The 21,791-nt window shown below is 68.2% G+C and carries 23 protein-coding genes; 4 read left to right on the top strand and 19 right to left on the bottom strand.

All coding sequences use genetic code 11. The features are described 5' to 3' along the window. Positions 1-10: 10 nt before the first annotated feature. The 19 genes from rpoN to AB3X10_RS11850 all read right to left on the bottom strand — a co-directional run bounded on the left by rpoN (position 11) and on the right by AB3X10_RS11850 (position 18,798). Positions 11-1,408 carry an RNA polymerase factor sigma-54 gene (gene rpoN / locus AB3X10_RS11940; RefSeq protein ID WP_369975233.1) on the bottom strand — a complete coding sequence of 466 codons (1,398 nt, stop codon included), beginning with the start codon at positions 1,406-1,408 and terminating at the stop codon, positions 11-13. 272 nt (positions 1,409-1,680) lie between these two features. Further along, a complete protein-coding gene (locus tag AB3X10_RS11935) occupies positions 1,681-2,313 on the bottom strand; it encodes a response regulator (RefSeq protein ID WP_369975231.1) in 633 nt (210 codons plus the stop codon). Between the two features lie 91 nt (positions 2,314-2,404). Beyond that, positions 2,405-2,983, bottom strand: coding sequence for a PilZ domain-containing protein (locus AB3X10_RS11930; RefSeq protein ID WP_369975230.1), 579 nt, complete (start codon positions 2,981-2,983; stop codon positions 2,405-2,407). Beyond that, the gene (locus AB3X10_RS11925; RefSeq protein ID WP_369975228.1) at positions 2,980-3,282 is read right to left on the bottom strand and encodes a hypothetical protein; all 303 of its coding nucleotides are present in this window, start codon (positions 3,280-3,282) and stop codon (positions 2,980-2,982) included. The genes AB3X10_RS11930 and AB3X10_RS11925 overlap by 4 nt, the downstream gene beginning before the upstream one ends. Continuing rightward, complete coding sequence (fliS, locus tag AB3X10_RS11920) at positions 3,279-3,698, bottom strand: flagellar export chaperone FliS (RefSeq protein ID WP_369975227.1); 420 nt, start codon at positions 3,696-3,698, stop codon at positions 3,279-3,281. Before fliS ends, AB3X10_RS11925 begins: the two co-directional genes overlap by 4 nt. 171 nt (positions 3,699-3,869) lie before the next feature. Continuing rightward, positions 3,870-5,204, bottom strand: a complete 1,335-nt coding sequence (gene fliD, locus AB3X10_RS11915; protein WP_369975225.1) for a flagellar filament capping protein FliD — start codon at positions 5,202-5,204, stop codon at positions 3,870-3,872. Positions 5,205-5,404: 200 nt separating this feature from the next. Continuing rightward, positions 5,405-6,589 carry a flagellin gene (locus AB3X10_RS11910; protein ID WP_369975223.1) on the bottom strand — a complete coding sequence of 395 codons (1,185 nt, stop codon included), beginning with the start codon at positions 6,587-6,589 and terminating at the stop codon, positions 5,405-5,407. 333 nt (positions 6,590-6,922) lie between these two features. Beyond that, positions 6,923-8,131 (bottom strand): flagellar hook-associated protein FlgL, encoded by a 1,209-nt coding sequence (gene flgL, locus AB3X10_RS11905; RefSeq protein ID WP_369975221.1) that lies wholly within the window; start codon positions 8,129-8,131, stop codon positions 6,923-6,925. Then, the gene (gene flgK / locus AB3X10_RS11900) at positions 8,128-10,002 is read right to left on the bottom strand and encodes a flagellar hook-associated protein FlgK (RefSeq protein WP_369975220.1); all 1,875 of its coding nucleotides are present in this window, start codon (positions 10,000-10,002) and stop codon (positions 8,128-8,130) included. Before flgK ends, flgL begins: the two co-directional genes overlap by 4 nt. 11 nt (positions 10,003-10,013) lie before the next feature. After that, the gene (flgJ, locus tag AB3X10_RS11895) at positions 10,014-11,243 is read right to left on the bottom strand and encodes a flagellar assembly peptidoglycan hydrolase FlgJ (RefSeq protein WP_369975219.1); all 1,230 of its coding nucleotides are present in this window, start codon (positions 11,241-11,243) and stop codon (positions 10,014-10,016) included. Between the two features lies 1 nt (position 11,244). Next, positions 11,245-12,363, bottom strand: coding sequence for a flagellar basal body P-ring protein FlgI (locus AB3X10_RS11890; protein WP_179564558.1), 1,119 nt, complete (start codon positions 12,361-12,363; stop codon positions 11,245-11,247). Between the two features lie 8 nt (positions 12,364-12,371). After that, entirely contained in the window at positions 12,372-13,073 is a 702-nt protein-coding gene (flgH, locus tag AB3X10_RS11885; RefSeq protein ID WP_369975217.1) for a flagellar basal body L-ring protein FlgH, read from the bottom strand. 24 nt (positions 13,074-13,097) lie between these two features. Further along, positions 13,098-13,883 carry a flagellar basal-body rod protein FlgG gene (gene flgG / locus AB3X10_RS11880; protein WP_369975216.1) on the bottom strand — a complete coding sequence of 262 codons (786 nt, stop codon included), beginning with the start codon at positions 13,881-13,883 and terminating at the stop codon, positions 13,098-13,100. Between the two features lie 117 nt (positions 13,884-14,000). Further along, positions 14,001-14,756, bottom strand: a complete 756-nt coding sequence (locus AB3X10_RS11875; RefSeq protein ID WP_369975215.1) for a flagellar basal body rod protein FlgF — start codon at positions 14,754-14,756, stop codon at positions 14,001-14,003. Between the two features lie 150 nt (positions 14,757-14,906). Continuing rightward, positions 14,907-16,130 (bottom strand): flagellar hook protein FlgE, encoded by a 1,224-nt coding sequence (flgE, locus tag AB3X10_RS11870; RefSeq protein ID WP_369975213.1) that lies wholly within the window; start codon positions 16,128-16,130, stop codon positions 14,907-14,909. Positions 16,131-16,155: 25 nt separating this feature from the next. Beyond that, positions 16,156-16,830 (bottom strand): flagellar hook capping FlgD N-terminal domain-containing protein, encoded by a 675-nt coding sequence (locus AB3X10_RS11865; protein ID WP_369975212.1) that lies wholly within the window; start codon positions 16,828-16,830, stop codon positions 16,156-16,158. A 40-nt stretch (positions 16,831-16,870) separates the two neighbouring features. Beyond that, positions 16,871-17,278 (bottom strand): flagellar basal body rod protein FlgC, encoded by a 408-nt coding sequence (flgC, locus tag AB3X10_RS11860; RefSeq protein WP_145708233.1) that lies wholly within the window; start codon positions 17,276-17,278, stop codon positions 16,871-16,873. Positions 17,279-17,280: 2 nt separating this feature from the next. Then, a complete protein-coding gene (gene flgB, locus AB3X10_RS11855) occupies positions 17,281-17,682 on the bottom strand; it encodes a flagellar basal body rod protein FlgB (protein WP_369975211.1) in 402 nt (133 codons plus the stop codon). A 171-nt stretch (positions 17,683-17,853) separates the two neighbouring features. After that, on the bottom strand, positions 17,854-18,798 hold the full coding sequence (locus AB3X10_RS11850) for a chemotaxis protein (RefSeq protein WP_369975210.1): 945 nt from the start codon (positions 18,796-18,798) through the stop codon (positions 17,854-17,856). Positions 18,799-18,916: 118 nt separating this feature from the next. Here AB3X10_RS11850 and flgA point away from each other — a divergent pair, with 118 nt between their 5' ends. The 4 genes from flgA to AB3X10_RS11830 all read left to right on the top strand — a co-directional run bounded on the left by flgA (position 18,917) and on the right by AB3X10_RS11830 (position 21,640). After that, complete coding sequence (gene flgA / locus AB3X10_RS11845; RefSeq protein ID WP_369975208.1) at positions 18,917-19,561, top strand: flagellar basal body P-ring formation chaperone FlgA; 645 nt, start codon at positions 18,917-18,919, stop codon at positions 19,559-19,561. 65 nt (positions 19,562-19,626) lie between these two features. Continuing rightward, positions 19,627-19,944, top strand: coding sequence for a flagellar biosynthesis anti-sigma factor FlgM (gene flgM / locus AB3X10_RS11840; protein WP_369975206.1), 318 nt, complete (start codon positions 19,627-19,629; stop codon positions 19,942-19,944). After that, positions 19,941-20,285 carry a flagellar protein FlgN gene (locus AB3X10_RS11835; RefSeq protein WP_369975204.1) on the top strand — a complete coding sequence of 115 codons (345 nt, stop codon included), beginning with the start codon at positions 19,941-19,943 and terminating at the stop codon, positions 20,283-20,285. The genes flgM and AB3X10_RS11835 overlap by 4 nt, the downstream gene beginning before the upstream one ends. Positions 20,286-20,410: 125 nt before the next feature. Further along, positions 20,411-21,640, top strand: a complete 1,230-nt coding sequence (locus AB3X10_RS11830; protein WP_369975202.1) for an ATP-binding protein — start codon at positions 20,411-20,413, stop codon at positions 21,638-21,640. Positions 21,641-21,791 lie beyond the last annotated feature (151 nt).

The raw sequence follows: 21,791 nt of genomic DNA, 5'->3' as shown, positions 1-21,791 counted from the left end.
CATTGTTTCCTTAGCCTGCGCGGGCCAGCAGCGGTTTGGCGCGGCGGCGTTCGCGGGCGGGGGCGATATCCAGTTGTTCACGGTACTTGGCCACGGTGCGCCTGGCCACGTTCACGCCCTGTCGCGACAGCAGCCCGGCGATCGCCTCGTCGGCCAGCGGCCGCCCCGAGGGCTCGGACTCGATCAGGCGCCGCACCATCGCGCGCACCGCCTGCCCCGAGACCGCGGCGCCTTCCAGGCGCACGGCGAAGAAGTGCTTCAGCTCGAAGGTACCACGCGGGGTTTGCAGGTATTTGCCGGTGGTGATGCGCGAGACGGTGGACTCGTGCATGCCGATCGCGTCGGCCACTTCCTTCAGGGTCAGCGGCGCCATCGCCTCCTCGCCCTTGACCAGGAACGCGGCCTGGCGCTCGACGATGGCGCGGGTGGTGCGCAGCAGGGTCTCGTAGCGCATCGACAGGCCGCGGGTCAGCCAGCGCGCTTCCTGCAGCATTTCGCGCAGCGGCGCCGCCGCTTCGCCGGCCTCGGCCAGGGCGCGCTCGTGCATCGGATTGACGGTGACGCGGTGGGTGGTGGCCGGGTTCAGCGCGACCCGCCAGGTGCCGTCGCCGTGCCAGGCGACCACGTCCGGGATCACGTGGCCCAGGTTCTCCGGCAGCAGGCTGTCGCCGGGACGCGGCTGCAGCGACAGGATCAGCCGCACCGCCTCGCGCACGTCGTCGGCCTCGGCGTCGAGCTGGCGCGCCAGCAGCGGGTAGTCGTGGCTGGCCAGCAGGTTCAGGTCGCCGGCGAGGATGCGCGCTGCCAAATGTCGGCCGGCGACGCGGCCGGGCAGGGCGGCCAGCTGCACGCTCAGGCATTCGCGCAGGTCGCACGCGGCCAGGCCGGCGGGGTCGCCGTGCAACAGCTGCTGGCGCACCGCTTCCACCTGCGCGGCGGAGCGGTCGAAGCGCGCGCAGGCGAGCAGGGTCAGCGTATCCAGCGCGCCGTCCAGGTAGCCGGCATCGTCGCTGTGCTCCAGCCAGAATGCGGCCACTTCCAGTTCGCGCTCGTCCAGGTCCAGCGCCAGGCGCTGCAGCACGCGCAGCTGCGGATCGGTGGACTCGCCGGCGGCGATGCGCTGCATGCGGTCGTCTTCGCCTTCGCTCCAGCCGGCGGCGGGGATGTCCCACATCGAGGACTCGGGCAATTCGTCGAAGGCGGCGGTTTCCAGCGCGGTGTCGTGGTTGACGACCGGCTCGAGCACGCCTTCCGGCTCTTCCAGTTCCAGCAGCGGATTGGTTTCCAGCGCGCGCCGGATTTCCATTTCCAATTGCATCCCGTCCAGTTGCAGCAGCCGGATCGACTGCAGCAATTGCGGGGTCAGGTGGAGTTGCTGGCCTAACTGGGCGGAGACGGTCGGCTTCATGCGAACTTCCTCGGTTTGGCGCCAAGCCTCTGGCGCCCGTGGAATGCATAGTGCTTGCCACCTGACGGTAACAGAATCGGGAGGTTCCTGAGCGGGGTAGTCAAATTCCCGACAGCATGTAGGGAAAATCCCTACATCAATGTAGGGGGCGCCGGTAGGTCGGCGCCGCAGAGCCAGCGCTGGCGGGCTTCGCCGGTTTCACGGCGGCAGCTGACCGGTTAAGGCAAGCGGCATGCCAGCGCGGAGCGTCGGGAACCCGTTGCCGCCTGCGCTCAGGTCAGTTCGTTCTGGTGGCGCGCGGCCAGCAGGACCAGGTCGTTGGCGCGCCGGCAGCCCAGCGATTCCATCATCCGCGCGCGGTGGGTCTCGACGGTCTTGACGCTGATGCCCAGGTCCGAGGCGATTTCCTTGTTGCTCTGGCCGCGGCCGATCTGGCGCAGGATCTCGCGCTGCCGCGGCGACAGCGCGGCGATCCCGACCGGGCGTTCGCGGCCGAGCATCGGCGCGATCATCTTCGAGGAGATCTGCGGGCTCAGGAACACCTGGTTGGCGCTGGCCGCGCGCAGCGCCAGTTCCAGTTCCAGCGGCGCCGCGTCCTTGACCACGAAGCCGGTGGCGCCGCGGTCCAGCGCATCGCGCACGTGCACCGGGTCGTCGTGCATCGACATCATCACCACGCGGGTCTTGGGCGAGGTCTGCAGCACGTCGGTCAGCGCGTCCAGGCCGCTGCGCCCGGGCAGCGACAGGTCCATCAGCACCAGGTCGGGGCGGTGCAGGGTGGCCAGGTCCACCGCCTGCTGCGCGTTGCTGGCCTCGGCGACCACGTCGATGTCGGCGAACGTCTGCAACAGCCGGCTCAGGCCGGCGCGGACCAGGGTGTGATCGTCGACGATGATGACTCGCACGGTGGGAAGATCCCTCTATCTAGTGACGCACCTTAGCCGAGCGCGCCGCCGCCGCCAACCTCGCCCTGGACCGGGAGCGGCCGGGGCCGGCTCAGCGCGCGCGCCGGCTGTCGGCGATCTGGCGCCGGTGCAGGCGGAACAGGTGCCGTTCCAGGGCTTCTTCCAGGCCGGGCGGCTGTGTCTCGAAGCGTAGCCAAAGATAGAAACCGCCGGGGGCGGCGGCCTCGGCCACGACCTGCACCGGCAGTTCCAGGTGGTCCGGCAGCCAGTCGGAGGGCTGCAGGCGCAGCAAGCCGGCCGCGCCGGCGGTCGCGCCGGAGCGCGACCCCACTTCCAGTCTCAGGCCTCGGCGCGACCAACGCACCGGGCGCAGGGGCAAGGCGTCCTCGTGCTGCCGGGCCAGGCGCCCGAGCAGCACCAGCATCAGGTCGAGCTTGGCGTCCATGCGCTGCAGCTGCAGCGGTTGCTCGCTGCGCTCATCGCCGCCGTCCTCGCTGCGCAGGTCCTCGACCTGGGCCAGGCCGCGCAACAGGGCTTCGCCGGCGCCGAAGCGGCCGATGCTGTTGCCGAGCCGGAAGTCGGCCGGCAGCGCCAGTTCGCAGCTGAGGGTGTCGTGAAACAGCTCGGCTTCGGCAGGATGGTGCACGGCGCCGTCGGACGCGCTGTTCATCTCAGCGATCCGGCCTGCGAGTAGGCGCGCGCGGCATTGTTGGACAGGCGGTTGGCGCGCAGCCAGTCGCCGGCTTCGTCGCGCGCCTGCAGCATCTGCGCGATCACCGCCTGCTGCAGCTTCAGCAGCGAGCCGATGCCGTCGCGGGAGACGTCGCTGCCGGCCTGCTGCAGGTATTCGCGCAGGTGCTGGTCGTGCTCGGCGACCATGCGCTCGGCCAGCGCGTGGTCGTCGCCGTGCAGCACCTGCTGCAACTGCTGCAGTTCGGCGTGCAGCGATTCGATGTTGACGGTGATCATAGGGTGGCGACCGCGGCGAGTTCGCGTTGCTGGACAGGAATGGCGTTCCACGCCGCATCGATCTCGCTGAGCAGTTCCAGCGATTCGACCAGGGCGCTTTCGTCGTTGTGCAGGTTGGCTTCGGTGAGCCGGTGCATCACGTAGTCGTACAGCGCCGAGAGGTTGTTGGCGATTTCGCCGCCGGCCTCGTGGTCCAGCGAGCCGTTGAGGTGGCCGACGATGGCGCAGGCTTCGCCGATCGCCTTGCCCTTGCGCGCCTGGTCGCCCTGCGCCAGGCAGGCCTGGGCCTGGCGGATGCGCTGGCACGCGCCGGCGAACAGCAGCGCCACCAGCTTGTGCGGGTCGGCATCGGTGATGCTGGTGGACACGCTCATCTTGCGGTATTGCTCGGCGTACTGGCGACTGGAACCGTGCATGGAAAACTCCCTCGGGTGGCCTGGTGCCGCGCTGCCGCGCCGGACGGCGAAGGCGCCGTGGCGACGGTAGGTGCTGCCAGTCCGGAATGACTGTCGATGCTAAAGATATCGGCCGCTGCCCGGCCGGACTTGAGCACCGACAGCGTCTTTCTCATTCCGATGCCGTTGCCGCTACGACGAGAACTGCTTGGTGAGGCTGTCGCTGATCGTCTGCATCTGCGCGACGATGGTGTCCATCGCGGTGAACCTGGCGGTGTACTGGGTGGTCAGCGTGTCCATCCGCTTGTCCAGGTCGCTGAGCTGGTCGGTCAGGTCGCTGATGTGCTTGTTGAGCGAGGCCGTGCGCTGGGTGATGGTGCCGCTGGTGGTGTCCAGGTTGCTGTCCAGCAAGGTGCTCATGCCCGCGGTGAAGGCGCCGTCGGTGCCGAACATCGTCTTGGCCGAGGCCGGGTCGCTGGCGATGGCGCTGTCGAACTTGGCGCTGTCGAAGCTCATCACGCCATCCTTGTCGATGGTCACGCCCATCGCCTTGAGGTCGACGACGTTGTCGCTGACCTGCCTGCGCAGCGATTGCTGCAGCCCGCGCACCATCGAATCGCCGGTCAACGCCGAAGCCTTCTTGTTGGTGGCGTCGTAGGCGCTGGAGGACTTCAGCAGGGTGTTGGCGGTGTTGTAGGCGGTCACGAACGCGGTGAGGTTCGCTTTCAGGCTGGTGCTGTCGTTGGCGATGCTCAGGTTGTACTTGGTGCCTTCCGCGGCCTTGGTCAGATTCAGGGTGACGCCGGGCACGAGGTCGGCCACCGCGTTGCTGCTGGAGGTGCGTTCGAAGCCGTCCACGCGCACGACCGCGTCGGCCGCGGCCACGGTCTGGGTCAGGCCGCCGCTGCTGCCGCTGCTGTAGGTCAGCGCGCTGAGTCCGCCGTTGCCGCCGGAACTGGTGATGGTCAGCGCGCCCTTGGTGCCGGAATCGACCGCGTTGAGCACCAGGTGGTCGCCGTCGTCGGCGCTGACCACGCTGGCTGTCACGCCGCTGCCGTTGGCGGCCTTGTTGATCGCGGCAGCCACGTCGCTGAGCTTGCTGCCTTCGGCCAGGGTGACGTTCAGCGACTTGTCTCCATAGCCGATCGTCAAGGTTCCGTCGCCGACCACCGCATCGCTGGCATAGGCCGCCGAGGTCAGTTTCTGTCGCTCGGCCAGCTTCACCACTTCCACGCTGTAGTTGCCGGCGGTGGCGCTCTCGGTGACGCTGGCGGTGTAGCCGGCGCCGTCGGCAACGGTGGCCTTGACCGCGCTCTTGTCGGCGCTCTTGGCGATCGCGTTCATCGCCGTCTGCAGGTTGGACAGCGCGCCCTTGATCGTGCTCAGCGCCGAAAGCTGGGCGCTGGACGCGGTACCGTCGGCGTTGATCCGGTTTTCCTGCGGTGCGCGCTGCGCGGCGACCAACGATTTGACGACGGCGGTGACGTCCATGCCGGAGCCGACGGCAGACAGCGATGAAGTAGCCATGGGTGGGCTTCCTTACGATGGCGGGCACGAAGGCCAGCGGTAGATAGGAGTATCGGCGGCGCACGGCGGTTCTTGAGGCCGCCGGCGCGCGTCGGGAATGCCCCGATGGCGATGCAAATCCTGTGCCGGCGGGCGGCCGGGCACAAAAAAGCCCCTCCTTGCGGGAGGGGCTTCGGGTCGTGCCGGTGTCGAGCTGGCTGTTACTGCAGCAGGCTCAGCACGTTCTGCGGGACCGACTTGGCCTGCGCCAGCATCGCGGTACCGGCCTGCTGCAGGATCTGCGTGCGGGTCAGTTCGGCGGTTTCCTTGGCGTAGTCGGTGTCGCGGATGCGGCTGCGCGAGGCCGACAGGTTCTCCGAGGTGGAGCTCAGGTTGGCGATGGTGGAGGTGAAGCGGTTCTGCACCGCACCCATGTCGGCGCGCGAGGAGTTGACCGAGGTCAGCGCCTTGTCGACGATTTCCAGCGCCTTCTGCGCACCGGAGAAGGTGGAGATGTCCAGGTCGCTCAGGGTGTTGGTGGTGCCCGCGGTGACCGCGGCCGTGGTCGCGATGCCGGCGTTGCTGAAGGTGATGCCGGTGGCGCCGGTGGCCGAGCCTGCGGTGAACGAGAAGTCCTTGCCGGCCTTCAGCGATTCCAGCTTCAGCGCGCCGGTGGTGCTGTCCACCGAGGCGTAGACGCCGGTCTGGTCCAGCTTGTCGTTGATCGCGGCGGCGATCTTCTTGGACACGTCCGAGTCGACATCGCCGACCGCAACGGCGACCGAGGCGATGCTGACGCCGTTGACCGACATGCCGGAGAAGCTGCCGCTGGCGGTCGCGGTACCGGAGGCCAGGGCGGCCGAGCCGGTCTGGGTGGCGGCGAAACCGGCCTTGCCCAGCGAGTTGACGTTGGCGTCGACGATGCTGTTGATGCCGATGGTCTGGCCGGCGTCGGCGCCGACCTGGAACAGCGCGCCGGAGAACGAGCCGTCCAGCAGCTTGGTGCCGTTGAAACTGGTCTGGTTGGCGACGCGGTCGATTTCCGAGGTCAGCTGCTTGACTTCCGAGTTCAGCGCTTCGCGGTCGGTGGTGGAGTTGGTGGCGTTGGCCGACTGCACCGACAGCTCGCGGATACGCTGCAGGTTGTTGCCGATTTCGACCATCGCGCCTTCGGCGGTCTGGGCCAGCGAGATGCCGTCGTTGGCGTTGCGCGAGGCGACGTCCAGGCCGCGGATCTGGGTGGTGAAGCGCTCGGAGATCGCCAGACCGGCGGCGTCGTCCTTCGCGCTGTTGATGCGCAGGCCCGAGGACAGACGCTGAATCGTCGTGGCCATGCTCGAGCTGGTGCTGTTGAGGTTACGCTGAGCGTTCAGCGACATTACGTTGGTGTTGATTACCTGTGCCATTTTGATATCTCCTCTAAGCGATTTATCCGGCAACCCATCGGTGCCTGGAGCCTCCGCAGGGGGGCCATCAATTGGCCGTTGCCGCTGCTGAGATAAATAACGGCGAGATGTCAACAACCTTTAGCGATTCGCTGCGGAAAATATCGCGATGCGGCGAACCGGGAGCCTGTGGCACTCGCGGCGAAGAGCTAGTTTCGGCCGCCTTTTGCCAAACTTTAGCGGTCCCGGGATGACACTTCCAAGACCTGGCGGCGATGACGAACTCTGTATAACGCGAAAGGCCGGCGAGCGCCGCCGCGCTCCGTGCCTTTCCTTATAGAGTGGAATCGGGGTTCAGCGGATCATGTTGAACAGCGACATCGACTGCATCTGGGTGAAGATGGTCTGCGCCGACTTGAGCGCGGCCTGTTCCAGCTGGTACTGGCCGATCGCGTCGGCGTAGTCCAGGTCGCGCAGCGAGGACAGCGTCGTCTTCAGCGTCACTTCGTTGGATTCGCGCAGCTCGGCGGCGTTGTCGAGCGCGGCCAGCTGCGCGCCGCCGGCCGCGCGCGCATCGATCATCTTCGCCGAGGCCTGGCTGATGTCGCGCATCGACGATTGCAGGGTGTTCTGCAGCGCGGCCTTGTCGGTGGCGGTGACCGGGTCGGTGTTCAGCGCGTTGACCAGGTTGGTGATGGTGGAGAACACGTCCTTGTTGGTGGAGGCGCCGATCTGGAAGCTGTCGCCGGTCGCCGGCGCGCCGTCCAGGCGCATCTTCAGGCCGCCGAAGCTGATGGTCTCGCCGGCGGCGTAGGTGCCGGTCTTGACCACGGTGCCGGTGCTGTCGCGGACTTCATAGGTGTCGGTGGCGGTGAAGGCGACGTTGTAGCTGCCGCCGTTCCAGCCGCCGGCGCCGGAGTCGCGGCTGTAGTCCAGCAGCAGGCCGGTGCCGGTATTGGTGCTGGCCGCATGCGCATCGACGGTGCCGTCGCCGGTCCGGATGCGCATGAAGATCTCGCTGCCGGGCAGGGCGTCGGCGACCTGGGTGTCGGCCGCCACCTCCACGCTGCGCTGGGTCTGGTCGCCGCTGTAGACCACGCTGCCGTTGACCACCGCGAACGGCGCCTTGTCGTCGGCGGCGCCGGCGAACAGGTAGCGGCCGCTGCCGTCGGTGCTGTTGGACAGGCTCAGCAGGCTGTCGTGCAGCGACTTCAGTTCGGAGGCGATCGCCTTGCGGTCGTCGGTGGTCAGGGCCGAGCTGTTGGCCTCCACCGTCAATTCGCTGACCCGCGCCATCAGGTCGCCGGCCTGGGACAGCGCGTTCTCCTGCAGGCCCAGGCGGTTCTGCACGTTGTTGGCGTTCTGGCCGAAACGTTCCAGTTCGGCGACGGCGCGGTCCAGGTTGACCGCGGTGCCGGAGGCGACCGGATCGTCGGCGGCGGTGACCAGGCGCTTGCCGGTCGCCAGCTGCTGTTCCAGGTGCGAGATCTTGGCCTGCTTGCCCAGCATGTTGTTGACCGACTGGCTGAACATCATGCCGGTGGAGATGCGGTTGCTGCTCATCGGATTGCGCTCAGGATGGACTGGAACATCGTGTCGGCGGTGGAGATCAGCTGCGAGGCGGCCTGGTAGGCCTGCTGCAGGCGCAACATGTCCGAGGCTTCCTCGTCCAGATTGACGCCGGACACCGAGTCGCGCGCGTCCTGCGCGCTGGTGTGGATCACTTCCTGCGCGTCGGCCGAGTACGTCGCCTGCCGCGCCGCCGAGCCGATCGTGGTGGTCAGCCCGGACACCGCGCCGTTGAGGGTGATGGTGCCGCCGTTGAACGCCTTGCTGTCGTCCAGGTTGGACAGGGTCAGGGCGTTGCCGTTGTTGCTGGAGCCGGCGCCGGTGGGCGCGACCGCGAAGGTGTCGCCGGCGACCGGCGCGCCGTCCAGGGTCATGCTCCAGCCGTTGGCGCTGATGGTCTGCCCGGCGGTGTAGGTGTACGGGCCGGCGCCGTCGATGGTGTACTGGTTGGCGTCGATGAAGGCGATGCTGGAAGGCGTCAGCAAATTGGCGTTGCCGGCGTCGGTGGCGCGCACGTTGCTGACCTTGCCGGTGCCCAGGTTGTCCAGGTCGGCGCTGGCGGTGATCGGCGTGGCCGCGGCGATGCGCGAGGGATCGGTGATCGCCACGCCCAGGTTGGTGACCGCGTTGGCGGTGGGCTGCAGCAGGAACTTGTCGCCGGCGGCGGCGCTGCCGGACAGCTGCAGCGACACGCCGTTGACCACGAACGGATCGGTGCTGCTGCCGGTGCCGGTCATGGCCACGCTGGCGCCGGTGTCGGCGCGGCTGGCGGTCCAGGTGCTGCCGTCGAACTTCAGCAGCAGGTTCTGCCCGTCTAGCTTGCTCAGGTCGCTGACGCTGGCGCTGAAGCTGGCGCTGCCGGTGTTGGCGGCGTTGGCGTTGACGCTGGGCGCGGACAGCGAGAAGAAGTCGCCGCCCAGGTTGCCGTACAGGTCCACGCCGGCCTTGTGCTGCTGGTTGTAGGTGACCGCCAGGCCGGTGGCGATGCGGCCCAGTTCGGCCTTGGTCGGGTCCAGCACGCTGCTGCGGAACTCGAGCAGGCCGCCGATCTGCCCGCCCAGCGCGCTGTCGCTCAGGGTGATGGTGGCGCCTTGCGCCTTCAGCGCCACCTGCAGGCGCCCGGGCTGGTAGGGATCGGTGACCGTGGTCAGGGTGGAGGCGGTGGTACCGACCACCAGCGCCTGGCCGCCGGAGGTATAGACGTTGATCGCGCCGCCGTCCTGCTGGATCGCGCTGCCGCCGGTGTAACCGACCAGCTGGCTGATCAGTTGGTCGCGGCGGTCGAGCAGGTCCGGCGCGGCGGCGCTGGCGTTGCCGCCGATCTGGCCGTTGATCTTGGCGATCTCGGTGGCCAGGCGGTTGGCTTCCGTGGTGGCGGACAGCAGGCCGTTGTTGACCTCGTTGCCGAGCGAATCCATCTGCCCGTTGAGCTGCTTGAAGCGGGTCACCAGCGAGGTGGCGTTGTCCAGCAGGTTCTGCCGGCTGGCGGTGGCCGAGGCGTTGGACGACAGCCCGGTGGTGGCGTCGAAGAAATTCGACCACTGCCCGGAGATGTTGGTGGCGGTATCGGAGAACAGCCCGTCGACACGGTCGGACAGGCTGGACAGCTGCTTCAGCCGCGCCAGTTCGCCGGTGCTGTCCAGCAGCCGCGAGGTCGCCAGCTGGTCGGCGACGCGGGAGATGTCGGTGATCTTGGTGCCGTTGCCGATGTAGTCCGAGCCGTACTGGGTCGGCGTGGTGGTCGCGAACGACACGCGCTGCCGGCTGTAGCCGTCGGTGTTGATGTTGGCGACGTTGTGGCTCACGGTCGCCAGAGCGCGCTGGAAGGCGATGAGGGCGCTGGTGCCGGTGGAAAGGACGGACATGGGCGGCTACCTCAGCGCAGGGCGCTGTTGGACGGATCGGAGGTGCTGGCGAACGCGCGCTCGATGCCGCTGGCGGCGGCGTTGCCGATCGCGGCGACGGCGCGGCCGATGGTCGGGCCGCCGGCGATCGCGGCGATCTTGGCCGCATAGGACGGATCGGTGGCGTAGCCGGCGCGCTGCAGGCCCTGGGCGAAGCCGCGGATATTGGTGCCGGCACTCAGCGCCTGCTGGTAGCGCGGATTGGTCTTCAGCAGGCGCACATAGTCGGCGAAGCTCTCGGCCGGCGAGGCGTAGGCGCGGAAATCGGCGCTCTGCGACTGCTTGACCCCGTCGACGTACTCGTGGGTGCCGGTGGTGACGCGCTCGCCGCTCCAGCCGGTGGCCTTGATCCCGAACAGGTTGTTGGAACTGGCGCCGTCGCCGCGGGAAATGCCGCGGCGCCCCCAGCCGGTTTCCAGCGCGGCCTGCGCGACCAGCGCCCGCGCGTCCACGCCCAGTTCCTTGGCCGCCTTCTGCGCATGGGTCCAGATCTGCGCGACGAAGCCTTCCGGGCTGCGTTCGCCGAAGCTGGCCGCGGCGGCCTTGGCGGCCGCGGTGGCGCTGGCATCGATGCCGGCGCTGTCGTCGGCGGACGTGGCCGCCAGGTCCGACCAGCGGTCGTTCGCGCCGGTCCAGGCCACGGCGGCGCTGCCGTCGGCCGGGTTGCTGCCGATCGCCTCGTGCATCGCGCTGGTCTCGCGCCCGGCGATCATGTCGAGCACGCGCGCGACCTGCTGCTGCGACGCATCCCCCGCGTCCATGCCGCCCCAGGCCGCGGCGCCGGCGCCGGCCGCGGCACCGGTATCGGCCAGCGCGGAGGCACCGGCGGCCGCGGTGTTGCCGGCAGTGCCGCCGCCCTGGCCGGACACCAGCGAGTACGCCTTGGCCGCCTGCGCGGCACCGATCGAGGTGTTGGTGGCCGGCGCGTCGGCGCTCTTGCCGCCGCCCAGCTGCTTGGCGATCATCGCCGCCAGGCCCAGCCCCTTGCCCTCGGTCAGCGCCTTGGCCATCTGCTGGTCGTACATGTCGCGGAAGGTCTGGTTCTCGCCCGGGAACAGGGAATCGCCGAAGCTGGCGTCGCGCATGCTCTTCACGAGCAGGTTCGCGAACTGTCCTTCCAACTGGCGCGACACCTTGTCGATCCGGGCCGGATCGTTCTGGGTGGTCGCGTTCAGCTCGATGGGAGAGGCCGAGATGCGCATGTCAGATCACCTCCAGCTCCGCGCTCAGCGCGCCGGCCTGCTTCAGTGCTTCCAGGATCGCGATCAGGTCGCCCGGCGCGGCGCCGACTTCGTTGACCGCGCGTACGATCTGGTCCAGCGAGGTGCCGCCCTCGAACTTGAACATGCGGCTGCCTTCGTTGGTGGCGGTGATGGTCGATTTCGGCGTGGCCACGGTCTGGCCGTTGCTCAGCGCGTTGGGCTGGCTGACCTGGGTGCCTTCGCTGATGGTGACGGTCAGCGAGCCGTGCGAGATCGCCGCCGGGCTGACCCGCACCTGCGCGCCGATGACCACGGTGCCGGTGCGGGCGTTGACCACCACCTTGGCCGGTGCCGCGCCAGGCGACAGCTCCACGTTCTCGATCCGCGCCAGCAGGCCGATGCGCGCGCTCGGGTCGGTCGGCGAGCGCACCGCGACGGTGCCGCCGTCAACCGCGTGCGCGCTGCCCGGGCCGAAGGTGTTCTCCAGCGCCGCGACCATCCGCGACACCGTGGTGAAGTCGTTCTGGTGCAGGTTCAGGGTGATCTCGCCGCTGCTGCCGAACACGTCCGGCAGCGCGCGTTCCACCGTGGCGCCGTTGGGGATGCGGCCGACGCTGGGCACGTTCACCGAGATCCGCGAGCCGTCCTTGCCCTGCGCGCCGAAGCCGCCGACGATCAGGCTGCCCTGGGCGATCGCGTAGACCTGGCCGTCGGCGCCCTTCAGCGGCGCCATCAGCAGCGAGCCGCCGCGCAGCGACACGGCGTTGCCGATCGAGGACACGGTGATGTCGATCGGCTGGCCGGGCTTGGCGAACGGCGGCAGTTCGGCGTGGATCGCCACCGCGGCCACGTTCTTCAGCTGCGGGTTGACGTTCGACGGCACGTTGACGCCCAGCTCGCCGAGCATGTTCTTCAGGCTCTGCACGGTGAAGGGCGCCTGGCTGGTGCGGTCGCCGCTGCCGTCCAGGCCCACCACCAGGCCATAGCCGACCAGCGCGTTGCCGCGCACGCCGCCGACCTGGGCCAGGTCCTTGATGCGTTCGGCGGCGGCCGGGGCGGCCAGGCCGGCGCACAGCGCGAACGCGGCGAGCAGGCGGCAGGACAGGGACAGAAGGTTCATGGCAGGCCTCAGTACGGCGAGATGCGCGAGTTGAAGAAGCGGCTCAGCCAGCCCATCGCGTTGGATTGGGCGACGGCGCCGCGGCCGCCGTAGGCGATGCGCGCGTCGGCGACCTTGCTGGACGGAATGGTGTTGTCCGCGCCGATGTCGGCGGCGCGAACGATGCCCTGCACCTGCACCAGTTCGTCGCCCTGGTTCAGGCGCAGGTTCTTCTGCCCCTGGATCACCAGGTTGCCGTTGGGCAGGCGCTGCATCACGGTGACGGTGATGCTGCCCTGCATGGTGTTGCTCTGCGCGGTGTTGCCCTTGCCGGCGAAGCTGCGGTCGCCGCTGGTGGAATTGTTCAGCACGTTGACGCCGTTGACCGTCAGCGGCGCGCCGAGCAGGGTCGGCGTGGCCATCGTCACCGCGTCCTTCTTGGTGATGCTGGTGTTGGCGGTGGAGCTGGCGTTGGTGCTTTCGACCAGGGTGATGGTCAGCAGGTCGCCGACGTCGCGGGCGCGCCGGTCCGAATACAGCGACAGGCTCGGGCCGGCGGCGTAGATCGCGCCGGCGCTGGGCTGCGCGGCCTGCGCCACCACCGGCACGATCGGCGCCATCGGCGCGTACGGGCGCACGTCGCCGGCGGCGATGCCCAGGCCGGCGCAGCCGCCGAGCAGCGCGGGCAGGACCAGCGCGGCGATGAGGGAAAGAGAGGAGGGACGCGACATGGCGGTTTCCAGAAAGTGTCGGGATCAGACGTTGTTGTTCAGATAGCCGAGCATCGAATCGGTGGTGGAGATCGCCTTGGCGTTCATCTCGTAGGCGCGCTGGGTCTCGATCATGCTGACCAGCTCCTCGACCACGTTGACGTTGCTGCCTTCCAGCGAGGCCTGCACGGTGGTGCCGAGGCCGTTGAGGCCGGGGGTGCCGTTCTGCGCCGGGCCGGAGGCGGCGGTTTCCGCGTACAGGTTTTCGCCCTTGGCCTGCAGGCCCGAGGGATTGATGAAGTCGCTCAGCGTCAACGAACCGATCTCCAGCGCCGCGGCGGTGCCGGCGACCTGCACGCTGACCGTGCCGTCGGTGCCGATGGTCAGCGACTGCGCGCCTTCCGGGATCTGGATGCCGGGCTGCACCGGATAGCCGCTGTTGGTGACTAGCTCGCCCTGCGAATTGATCTGGAAGCTGCCGTCGCGGGTGTAGGCCGAGGTGCCGTCGGGCATCTGCACTTCGAAGAAGCCGCGGCCGTTGACCATCACGTCCAGCGCGCGGCCGGTCTGCTGCGGGTTGCCCTGCTCGAAGTCCTTCGAGGTGGAGACCACGCGCACGCCGGTGCCGAGCTGCAGGCCCGACGGCAGCTGGGTCTGCGCCGAGGTCGCGCCGCCAGGCTGGCGCACCTGCTGGTACAGCAGGTCCTCGAAGCTGGCGCGATCGCGCTTGAAGCCGGTGGTATTGGTGTTGGCCAGGTTGTTGGACACGACCGACATGCGCGTCTGCTGCGCATCCAGTCCGGTCTTGGCGACCCACAAAGCCTGATTCATGACCCGATTCCTCTGATGGTGGCCCCGAGATCCGCGAGGGGCAGGGGGACTGATGCATGTGCCGTGCCACAACTGCGCCGGCTTTTCGGCGGCGGCGGCACGGCGCCCGTTCCGGGCTTAGCCGTTCAGGCGCAGCATGGTGTTGGCCGACTGCGCGTTCTCGTCGCCGTGCTTGATCACCTTCACCTGCATTTCGAACTGCCGCTGCAGCTGGATCATCTGCACCAGCGCGCCGGCGGCGTCGACGTTGCTGCCTTCCAGCGCGCCGGTGTGCACCGAAGTGCCGGTGGCCAGGGCGAAGGCCTGGGTGGGATCGTCGCTGATGTTGCGCATCAGCCCGTCGGGGCGGCGTTCCAGGCGTTCGGCCGGGGCCTGCACCACCTTGATCTTGCCGACCGCGGTCATCGCCTGCGGGCCTTCGCCCAGCGGCACGATAGAGACCGTGCCGTCGCCGCCGATCTCCAGCGCCTGGTGCGGCGGGATCGCCATCGGATTGCCCTGGTCGTCGAGCACCGCGCGGCCGCTGGAGGTGACCAGCTGGCCGTTCGGGGTCAGCGCCAGCTCGCCGCCGCGGGTGTACGCCTCCTTGCCGTCGCTGGCCTGCACCGCCAGCCAGTTGTCGGCGCTGAGCGAGATGTCCAGCGCGTTGCCGGTCACCTGCTGCGCACCGACGTCGCGGTTGAAGCCCTGGTCGACATGCAGCGCATCGATCCGCGACGGATAGCCGGCGCCCTTGATGCGGAACGCCTCGGTATTGGCCAATGCCGCCTTGAAACCGGCGGTATCGACGTTGGCCAGGTTGTGCGACACCGTGCCCTGCGCCTGCAGCGAAGCGCGGGCGCCGGTCATGGCGACGTAGAGTGCTTTGTCCATGGATATGAGCCGTGATTCGGGATGGGGGGGATTCGGGATTCGAAGAAGCGGGGTTGCCGCGGACGATTAGGAGCGATGTGCAAGGCTGGCTTCCGATCGACGGAATGCCAGCCTCGACGAATCACCAATCCCGAATCACCAATCCCGGCCTCAACGGATATTGATGATGGTCTGCGTGACCTGATCCTGGGTGGAGATCATCTGCGAGTTGGCCTGGAAGTTGCGCTGCGCGACGATCATGTTGACCAGCTGTTCGGTCAGGTCCACGGTCGAGGCTTCGAGCGCGCCGGACTGGACGCTGCCGAAGTCCGAGGTCCCCGGCGCACCGGTGCGCGCGTTGCCCGAGGCCGAGCTTTCCGCCCACACGTTGTCGCCGAGCGAGCTCAGTCCCTGCGGATTGACGAAGTTGGTCATCGCCACCTGGCCCAGCGCCTTGTCGGCGTTGTTCGAGTAGCGCGCGTAGACCACGCCGTTGGCGTCGATGCTGATCGAGTTGAGCTTGCCGCTGGCGTAGCCGTCCTGGCGCGCGTCGCGCAATGCGAACGCTTCGCCGTACTGGGTCGAGCCGCTGATGTCCAGGGTCAGGTTGAGGGTGCCGGCGCCGGTGCTGGGGGTGAAGGTGCTCAGCGCGATCCGGCCGTCGGCGGGCGTGGTGAGCTTGCCGTTGCCGTCGAACTGGATCGTGCTCGGAGTGCCGACCGCGGTGCCGTCGACGTAGTTGTGCACCTGCCACTCGTTGGCGTTGGCGGTCTTGACGAAGTACGAGGTCTGGGTATGGCTGACGCCCAGCGAATCGTAGACGGTGATGCCGCCGGTGGAATGGTTGTAGCTGTTGGCGTCGGCCGGATCGAAGGTGGTCACGGTCGGCACGCTGGCATTGCCGGGCAGGGTGAACATCAGGTTCACCGTCTCGCTCTGCTTGGGCGAGCTGTCGGTGGTCAGCAGCTGCAGGTCGCTCAGCGTGCCGACCGCGAAACCGTTGCCGTTGGCCGCCGGCGGGAACACCTGCAGCCTGGCGCCCTGCGGGTTGACCACGTAGCCGTTCTCGTCGGTCTGGAAGTTGCCGGCGCGCGAGTACACCTTGGCGCCGTTGTTGGTCAGGGTGAAGAAGCCGTCGCCGGAGATCGCCAGGTCCAGGTTGCGCCCGGTCGGGTCGACGTTGCCCTGCGAGAACTGCTGGGCGACGTTGCTGACCCGCACGCCGGCGCCGATCGCGTTGCGCGCCAGGCCGTAGCCGGTGGCGGAGAACAGGTCGGCGAACTCGGCGCGCGATTCCTTGAAGCCGGTGGTGTTGACGTTGGCGATGTTGTTGGCGGTGACGTTGAGGTCGGAGTTGGCCGCTTTGATACCGGACAGCGAAGTATTGAAACCCATGATGGACTCCTGTGGATTGGCCGGCTCAGCTGACGCGGAGCACGTTGGCGAGCGGGGCGGTACCCAGCCCGGTCAGGTCGAGGTAGATGCCGTCCGAGCCGATGGTGGCGCTCTCGACCGGGGCTTGGACGTAGGTGGACAGCGAACTGTTGGTGCCCGTGCTGTCGGTGTGCGTGGCGGTGACGCTGTAGCTGCCGGCCGGCATGCGCGCGCCGGCGCTGTTGGTGCCGTCCCAGCTGAAATTGACTTCGCCGGCCTTGCTGGCGCTGACGCTGATCTGCTTGACCGCGTTGCCGTTGGCGTCGCTGACGGTGAGGTTGACGATGCCGGCGCTGGGCGCGGCGACCACGCCGCTGGCGCCGCCTTCGCTGTCCAGCGGCAGCGTCGCCGACGGCACCAGCACCTTGTGCCCGACCAGCTGGGCGCCGCGCAGGATCTGGTCGGTGCTCATCGAATCGGACAGCGCGGTCACGGTCTTGTTGAGGTCGCCGATGCCCTGCACGGTGGACAGCTGCGCCATCTGCGAGACCATCTGGCTGTTGTCCATCGGCTTGAGCGGGTCCTGGTGCTGCAATTGCTCGGTCATCAGCTTCAGGAAGTCGGCCTGGTCCAGCGACGACGACTTGTTGGACGTGGTGGTGGTGCTGCTGGAGGCGGTCAATCCGAGGCTGGAATAGATGTCGCTGGAAACGGTGCTCATCAGTACGTCCTAGGCCGTGAGGCGGCGGGAGGGAGGGCGCTTAGCGGCCCATGGACAAGGTGGCCAACGCCAGTTCCTTGGCGGTGTTGAGGACTTCCACGCCTGCCTGGTAATTGCGCGAGGCGGAGATCAGGTTGACCATCTGCGACACCGGGTCCACGTCCGGCGAGTAGATGTAGCCGTCGGCATCGGCGAGCGGATGGCCGGGCTCGTAGCGCTTGATCGGCGGATCCTTGCTCTGGGTGATTTCCTTGACGTTGACCGCGGTCAGGCTGCTGTCGTGCGGGTTGCGCACCGCCTGGAAGATCGGCTCGATCGGCTTGTAGGCGGCCTCGGCCGACCCGGCCACCGAATCGGCGTTGGCCAGGTTGCTGGCGATGGTGCTCAGGCGCACCGACTGCGCCTGCAGCGCGGAGCCGGCGACATCGAAGATCGGCAGATTGCTCATGCTTATTGGCCTGTGATCGCGGTGAGCATGCTGCGCACCTTGGATTCGACGAAGCTCAGCGAGGCGCGGTACTCCAGCGCGGCGCGGCCGTAGGCGGCGCGCTCGGTGTCCGCATCGACGGTATTGCCGTCGAGGCTGGGCTGGTTGGCCTCGCGGGTAACCTGGAACGGATTCAGGCCGGTGCTGCCGCCGACCGCGATGTGGCGGCTGTCGGTGACCTGCAGCTGGCTGCCGTCGCGCTGGCCCTGCGCGGCGCGCATCGCCGCGTCGAAATCCAGGTCCTGGGCCTTGTAGCCGGGGGTGTCGACGTTGCTCAGGTTGCTGGCGATCAGCTTCATCCGTTGCTCGCGCAGCGGCAGGGCGTCGGCGTGGACACCTAGGAAGGATGCAATCGGATTGGGCATGGCGCGCTCCCGCGGTTCGTTGCAGGGAGACAGGCAAGGCCTGTGCCAAACCGGGGAGAAGGGGCGCCGCGCAGGGCCGGAACGACGGCCTGCCGCGCGCCGCGGGGGCCAGGGGCGGCGCGGTGGCGACGCCCGGTACGGACTCCCGGCGTGGCGCCGGGGCCGCGGAAACTAGGCCGCCTGGGCCTCGGCCACCACCCGCAGCCGCGCCAGCACGTAGTCGGCCAGCTCGTGCGGGCTGTACTTGGCGACGAAGGCGTTGGCGCCGACGCGCTCGACCATGGCGTTGTTGAACACGCCCGACAGCGAGGTGTGCAGCAGCACGTACAGGCCGGCCAGGCCGGGGTGGCGCCGGATTTCCGTCGTCAGCGTATAGCCGTCCATCGCCGGCATCTCGATATCGGAGATCACCATCGCGTAGCGGTCGGCCGGATTCTCGCCGCCGGCATGGATCTGCAAGAGGTGGTCCAAGGCCTGGCGGCCGTCGGACAGCAGGGTGGCGCCGACCCCGAGCTGGTCGAGCACGCTGCGGATCTGCTGCCGCGCCACGCGCGAGTCGTCCACCACCAGCACCTGCAGCTGCGCGCCGGTCAGCGCCAGCGACGGGTCGATCTGCGCCTCGGTGCGGTTCTGGGCGATGTCGGCGAGCACGCTTTCCACGTCGATCACCTGGATCAGCTCGCCCTGGAAGCGGGTCACCGCGGTCAGGTAGCTGGACTCGGCGCCCAGTTCCGGCGGCGGGTGGATGTCTTCCACCGCGATGTTGACGATGCGCTCCACGCCGCTGACCAGGAAGCCCTGCACCGAGCGGTTGAACTCGGTGACCACCAGGTAGCCGGGCGCCTTGTCGGCCTGCGTCTCGCGCTCCGGGTGGCCGATCGCCAGGCCCAGGTCGAGCACCGGCACCGAACGGCCGCGGACATCGGCGACCCCGGAGAATTGCAGTGGCAGCCCCGGCACCTGGAACAGCTCCGGCCGGCGCAGCACTTCCTGCACCTTGAAGACGTTCACGCCAAAAAGCTGACGGCCGCCCAGCCGGAACAGCAGCAGGGCAAGCCGGTTGTGGCCCGCCAAGCGGGTGCGCTGGTCGATTCGGTTGAGCAGGTCATGAGACATGGCGTTCATATCGGCGCATTCGCGGCGGAACTTGAGGCCTGGCTGCCCGGCAGCGCTGCCCGAATCGCGGCATGGGGCTTGCATGGCACTTGGCACACATCCATGAGAGAGACGGCCGATGCGCCTGATCCTGTTAGTGGTCCTGCTGGCGGCGACGCCGGCCTGGGCCGCGGAATTCCAATCGGTGGACTCGATCCGCGCCGCGGCGCTGGCCACCCTGGGAGCCGACGCCGATGCCGAAGCGACCCTGGACCCGTCGGTGCGCGTGCCGTTGTGCCCGGCGCCGCTGCAGGCGCAGCCCACCGGCACCACCACGGTGGAGGTGAGCTGCCCGCTCGAGGCCGGCTGGCGCCTGTTCGTGCCGATGAAGATCCGGCGCCTGCAGAACGTGCTGGTGCTGGGCCGCGGCCTGGCCGCTGGAGAAACCGTCGGCGCGGCCGATATGGTCGTCGAAAAGCGCGATGCGGCGCGGATCGTCGGTGCGGCGATGACCGATCCGGCGGCGGCGATCGGCCGGGTGGTGCGGCGCACGCTGCCGGCCGGCACGCTGCTGTCGGCCAACGATCTGGTGGCGCAGCGGCTGGTGCGGCGCGGCGACAATGTGGCGCTGGTGGCGCGCAACGGGGCGCTGGAAGTACGCATGGCCGGCCGCGCCCTCAGCGATGGCGGCGAGAACGAGCGGGTGACCGTCGAAAACCTGTCGTCCCGGCGCGTCGTTCAGGGAACTGTGTCACAAAATGGCGACGTTTTTGTGACGCGTTGAGATCTGGCCTAAAGTTCGTCGGTGTAGGGCCGTTACCTACACCGAACCCGTAACAGGATTTCGTCATGAGCCAGAAAATTGAAGGGAATTCGCCGACCCAGGCCACCCTTCGTACTTCGACTGTCAATACCAAGGCCGCGTCCGCCGCGTCCGAGGATGGCAAGAACAGTACGGTGAGCGCCACGGCGGCCGCCGACAGCCTGCGCCTGACCGGCGAGGCGTCCGGCCTGCAGACCCTGCAGCGCCAGCTGTCGGCTGCGCCGGCGGTGGACAGCAATCGCGTCGAGTCGGTGCGCAGCGCGTTGCAGGGCGGCAGCTACAAGATCAATCCGGACGTCGTCGCCAGCCGCATGCTCGATCTGGACCAGCAGCTCAGCGCATGAACACGACCGTGACCAACCCCTTGCAGCAGCTCAGCGACGCACTCGCCGGCGAACGGCAGGCCTTGTTGGATCACAACGTGGAAGGGCTGATGCGGGCGACCAGCGACAAGCTGGCCGCGCTGCGGGCGCTGGAGGCCGACGTGCCGGCCGGTGCCGAGGCCGAATCGCTGTTGCGCGAGCTGGCCGACGCCAACCGCGCCAACGGCGCGTTGCTGTCGCGGCGGCGGCGCGAGGTCAACTGGGCGCTGCGCCACCTGGGCCGCAGCGAAAGCGCCTCGTCCTACGATGCCAACGGCCAGTCCAGCACGTTGCGGATGAGCCGCCCGCTGGCGATCGCCTGAGGCCCGTCGACGACGCCAACCGCGTCGACGGTTCCGATCCTGCGCGCCGGCGACATGCCGGTGTCCACGCACGTGGCGATGGCATCGGCGTATATTGAGCGTCCGCTCGTTACCCGCTGCCTTTCGTGAATTTCGCCGATCCCGATACCACCGATACGGTGCCGTTGCCTTCGCGCAAAAGCCTGCTCGCGCTGAGCGAGCTGATCGACGAAGGACTGGTGCTGTTCCGCGCCGACGGCCGCCTGCTGCTGGCCAATGCCGCCGCGCGCGGCCACCTGTGCGATACCGACACCATCGACGATCGCGCCCTGGGCGAACGCCTGGCGCAATGGTTGCCCAGCGACGCGCTGTCGCAGGCGCGCAGCAGCGGCCGCTGGAGCGGCAGCCTGCCGACCGAAGCGCACGTGGTGCTGGCGCACCTGTATTTCCATGCCGACGGCGCGGACGGCCACTACCTGGTGCTGATCCAGGGCATCGAAGGCCAGCAGGACTACGAACAGGAACTGCAGCAGCGCCACGCCGAGCTGCGCCAGGCCTATCTGCGCCTCAACGGCGCGCAGGAAAAACTGCTGCAGTCGGAGAAGATGGCCTCCATCGGCCAGCTCGCCGCCGGCGTCGCGCACGAGATCAACAACCCGATCGGCTACGTGCATTCCAACCTGGGCAGCCTGCAGGAATACCTGCGCAGCCTGTTCACCCTGATCGAGGCCTACGAGCGCGCCCTGCGCGCGCCGGATCCGAAGGCGCTGATCCCGGAGATCGACGACATCCGCAACCGCTTCGACATCGACTTCATCAGCCGCGACCTGCCGCAGCTGATGGCCGAATCGCGCGAAGGCATCGAGCGGGTGACGCGCATCGTGCGCGACCTCAAGGACTTCTCCTACTCCGGCCGCGAGGAGTCGTGGAAGCTGGTGGACCTGCATTCCGGGCTCGAATCCACGATCAACATCATCTGGAACGAGCTCAAGTACAAGGTCACCCTGGACCGCCACTACGGCAACCTGCCGCTGGTCGAGTGCCTGCCGTCCGAGCTCAACCAGGTGTACATGAACCTGCTGCTCAACGCCGGCCAGGCGATCGGCGAGCGCGGCACCATCGTGGTCAGCACCGGCCAGGATGGCGAAGAGGTGTGGATCGAGTTCAAGGATTCCGGCGCCGGCATCCCGGCGGACCTGCTGCAGCGCATCTTCGACCCGTTCTTCACCACCAAGCCGGTCGGCAGCGGCACCGGCCTGGGCCTGTCGATCTCCTACGGCATCATCAACAAGCACCACGGCCGCATCGACGTGATCAGCAGCGTCGGCGAAGGCTCCAGCTTCCGCATCGTGATTCCGGTGAGGCAGCCGAAGTAGGAGCCGGGATTCGGGATTGGGGATTGGGGATTCGCAAGAGCCGTACATCCCGCATTCTTGTTGGTACGCCGGGAAGGGAACAGCGAACGGCAAACGCTTTTGCCAATCCCGAATCCCGAATCTCCAATCCCGGCCCTTTAGCGAATCCCCA

Source organism: Xanthomonas sp. DAR 80977 (assembly GCF_041240605.1).
Classification (GTDB): Bacteria; Pseudomonadota; Gammaproteobacteria; order Xanthomonadales; family Xanthomonadaceae; genus Xanthomonas_A; species Xanthomonas_A bundabergensis.
This window is presented reverse-complemented; position numbering and strand designations above follow the sequence as displayed.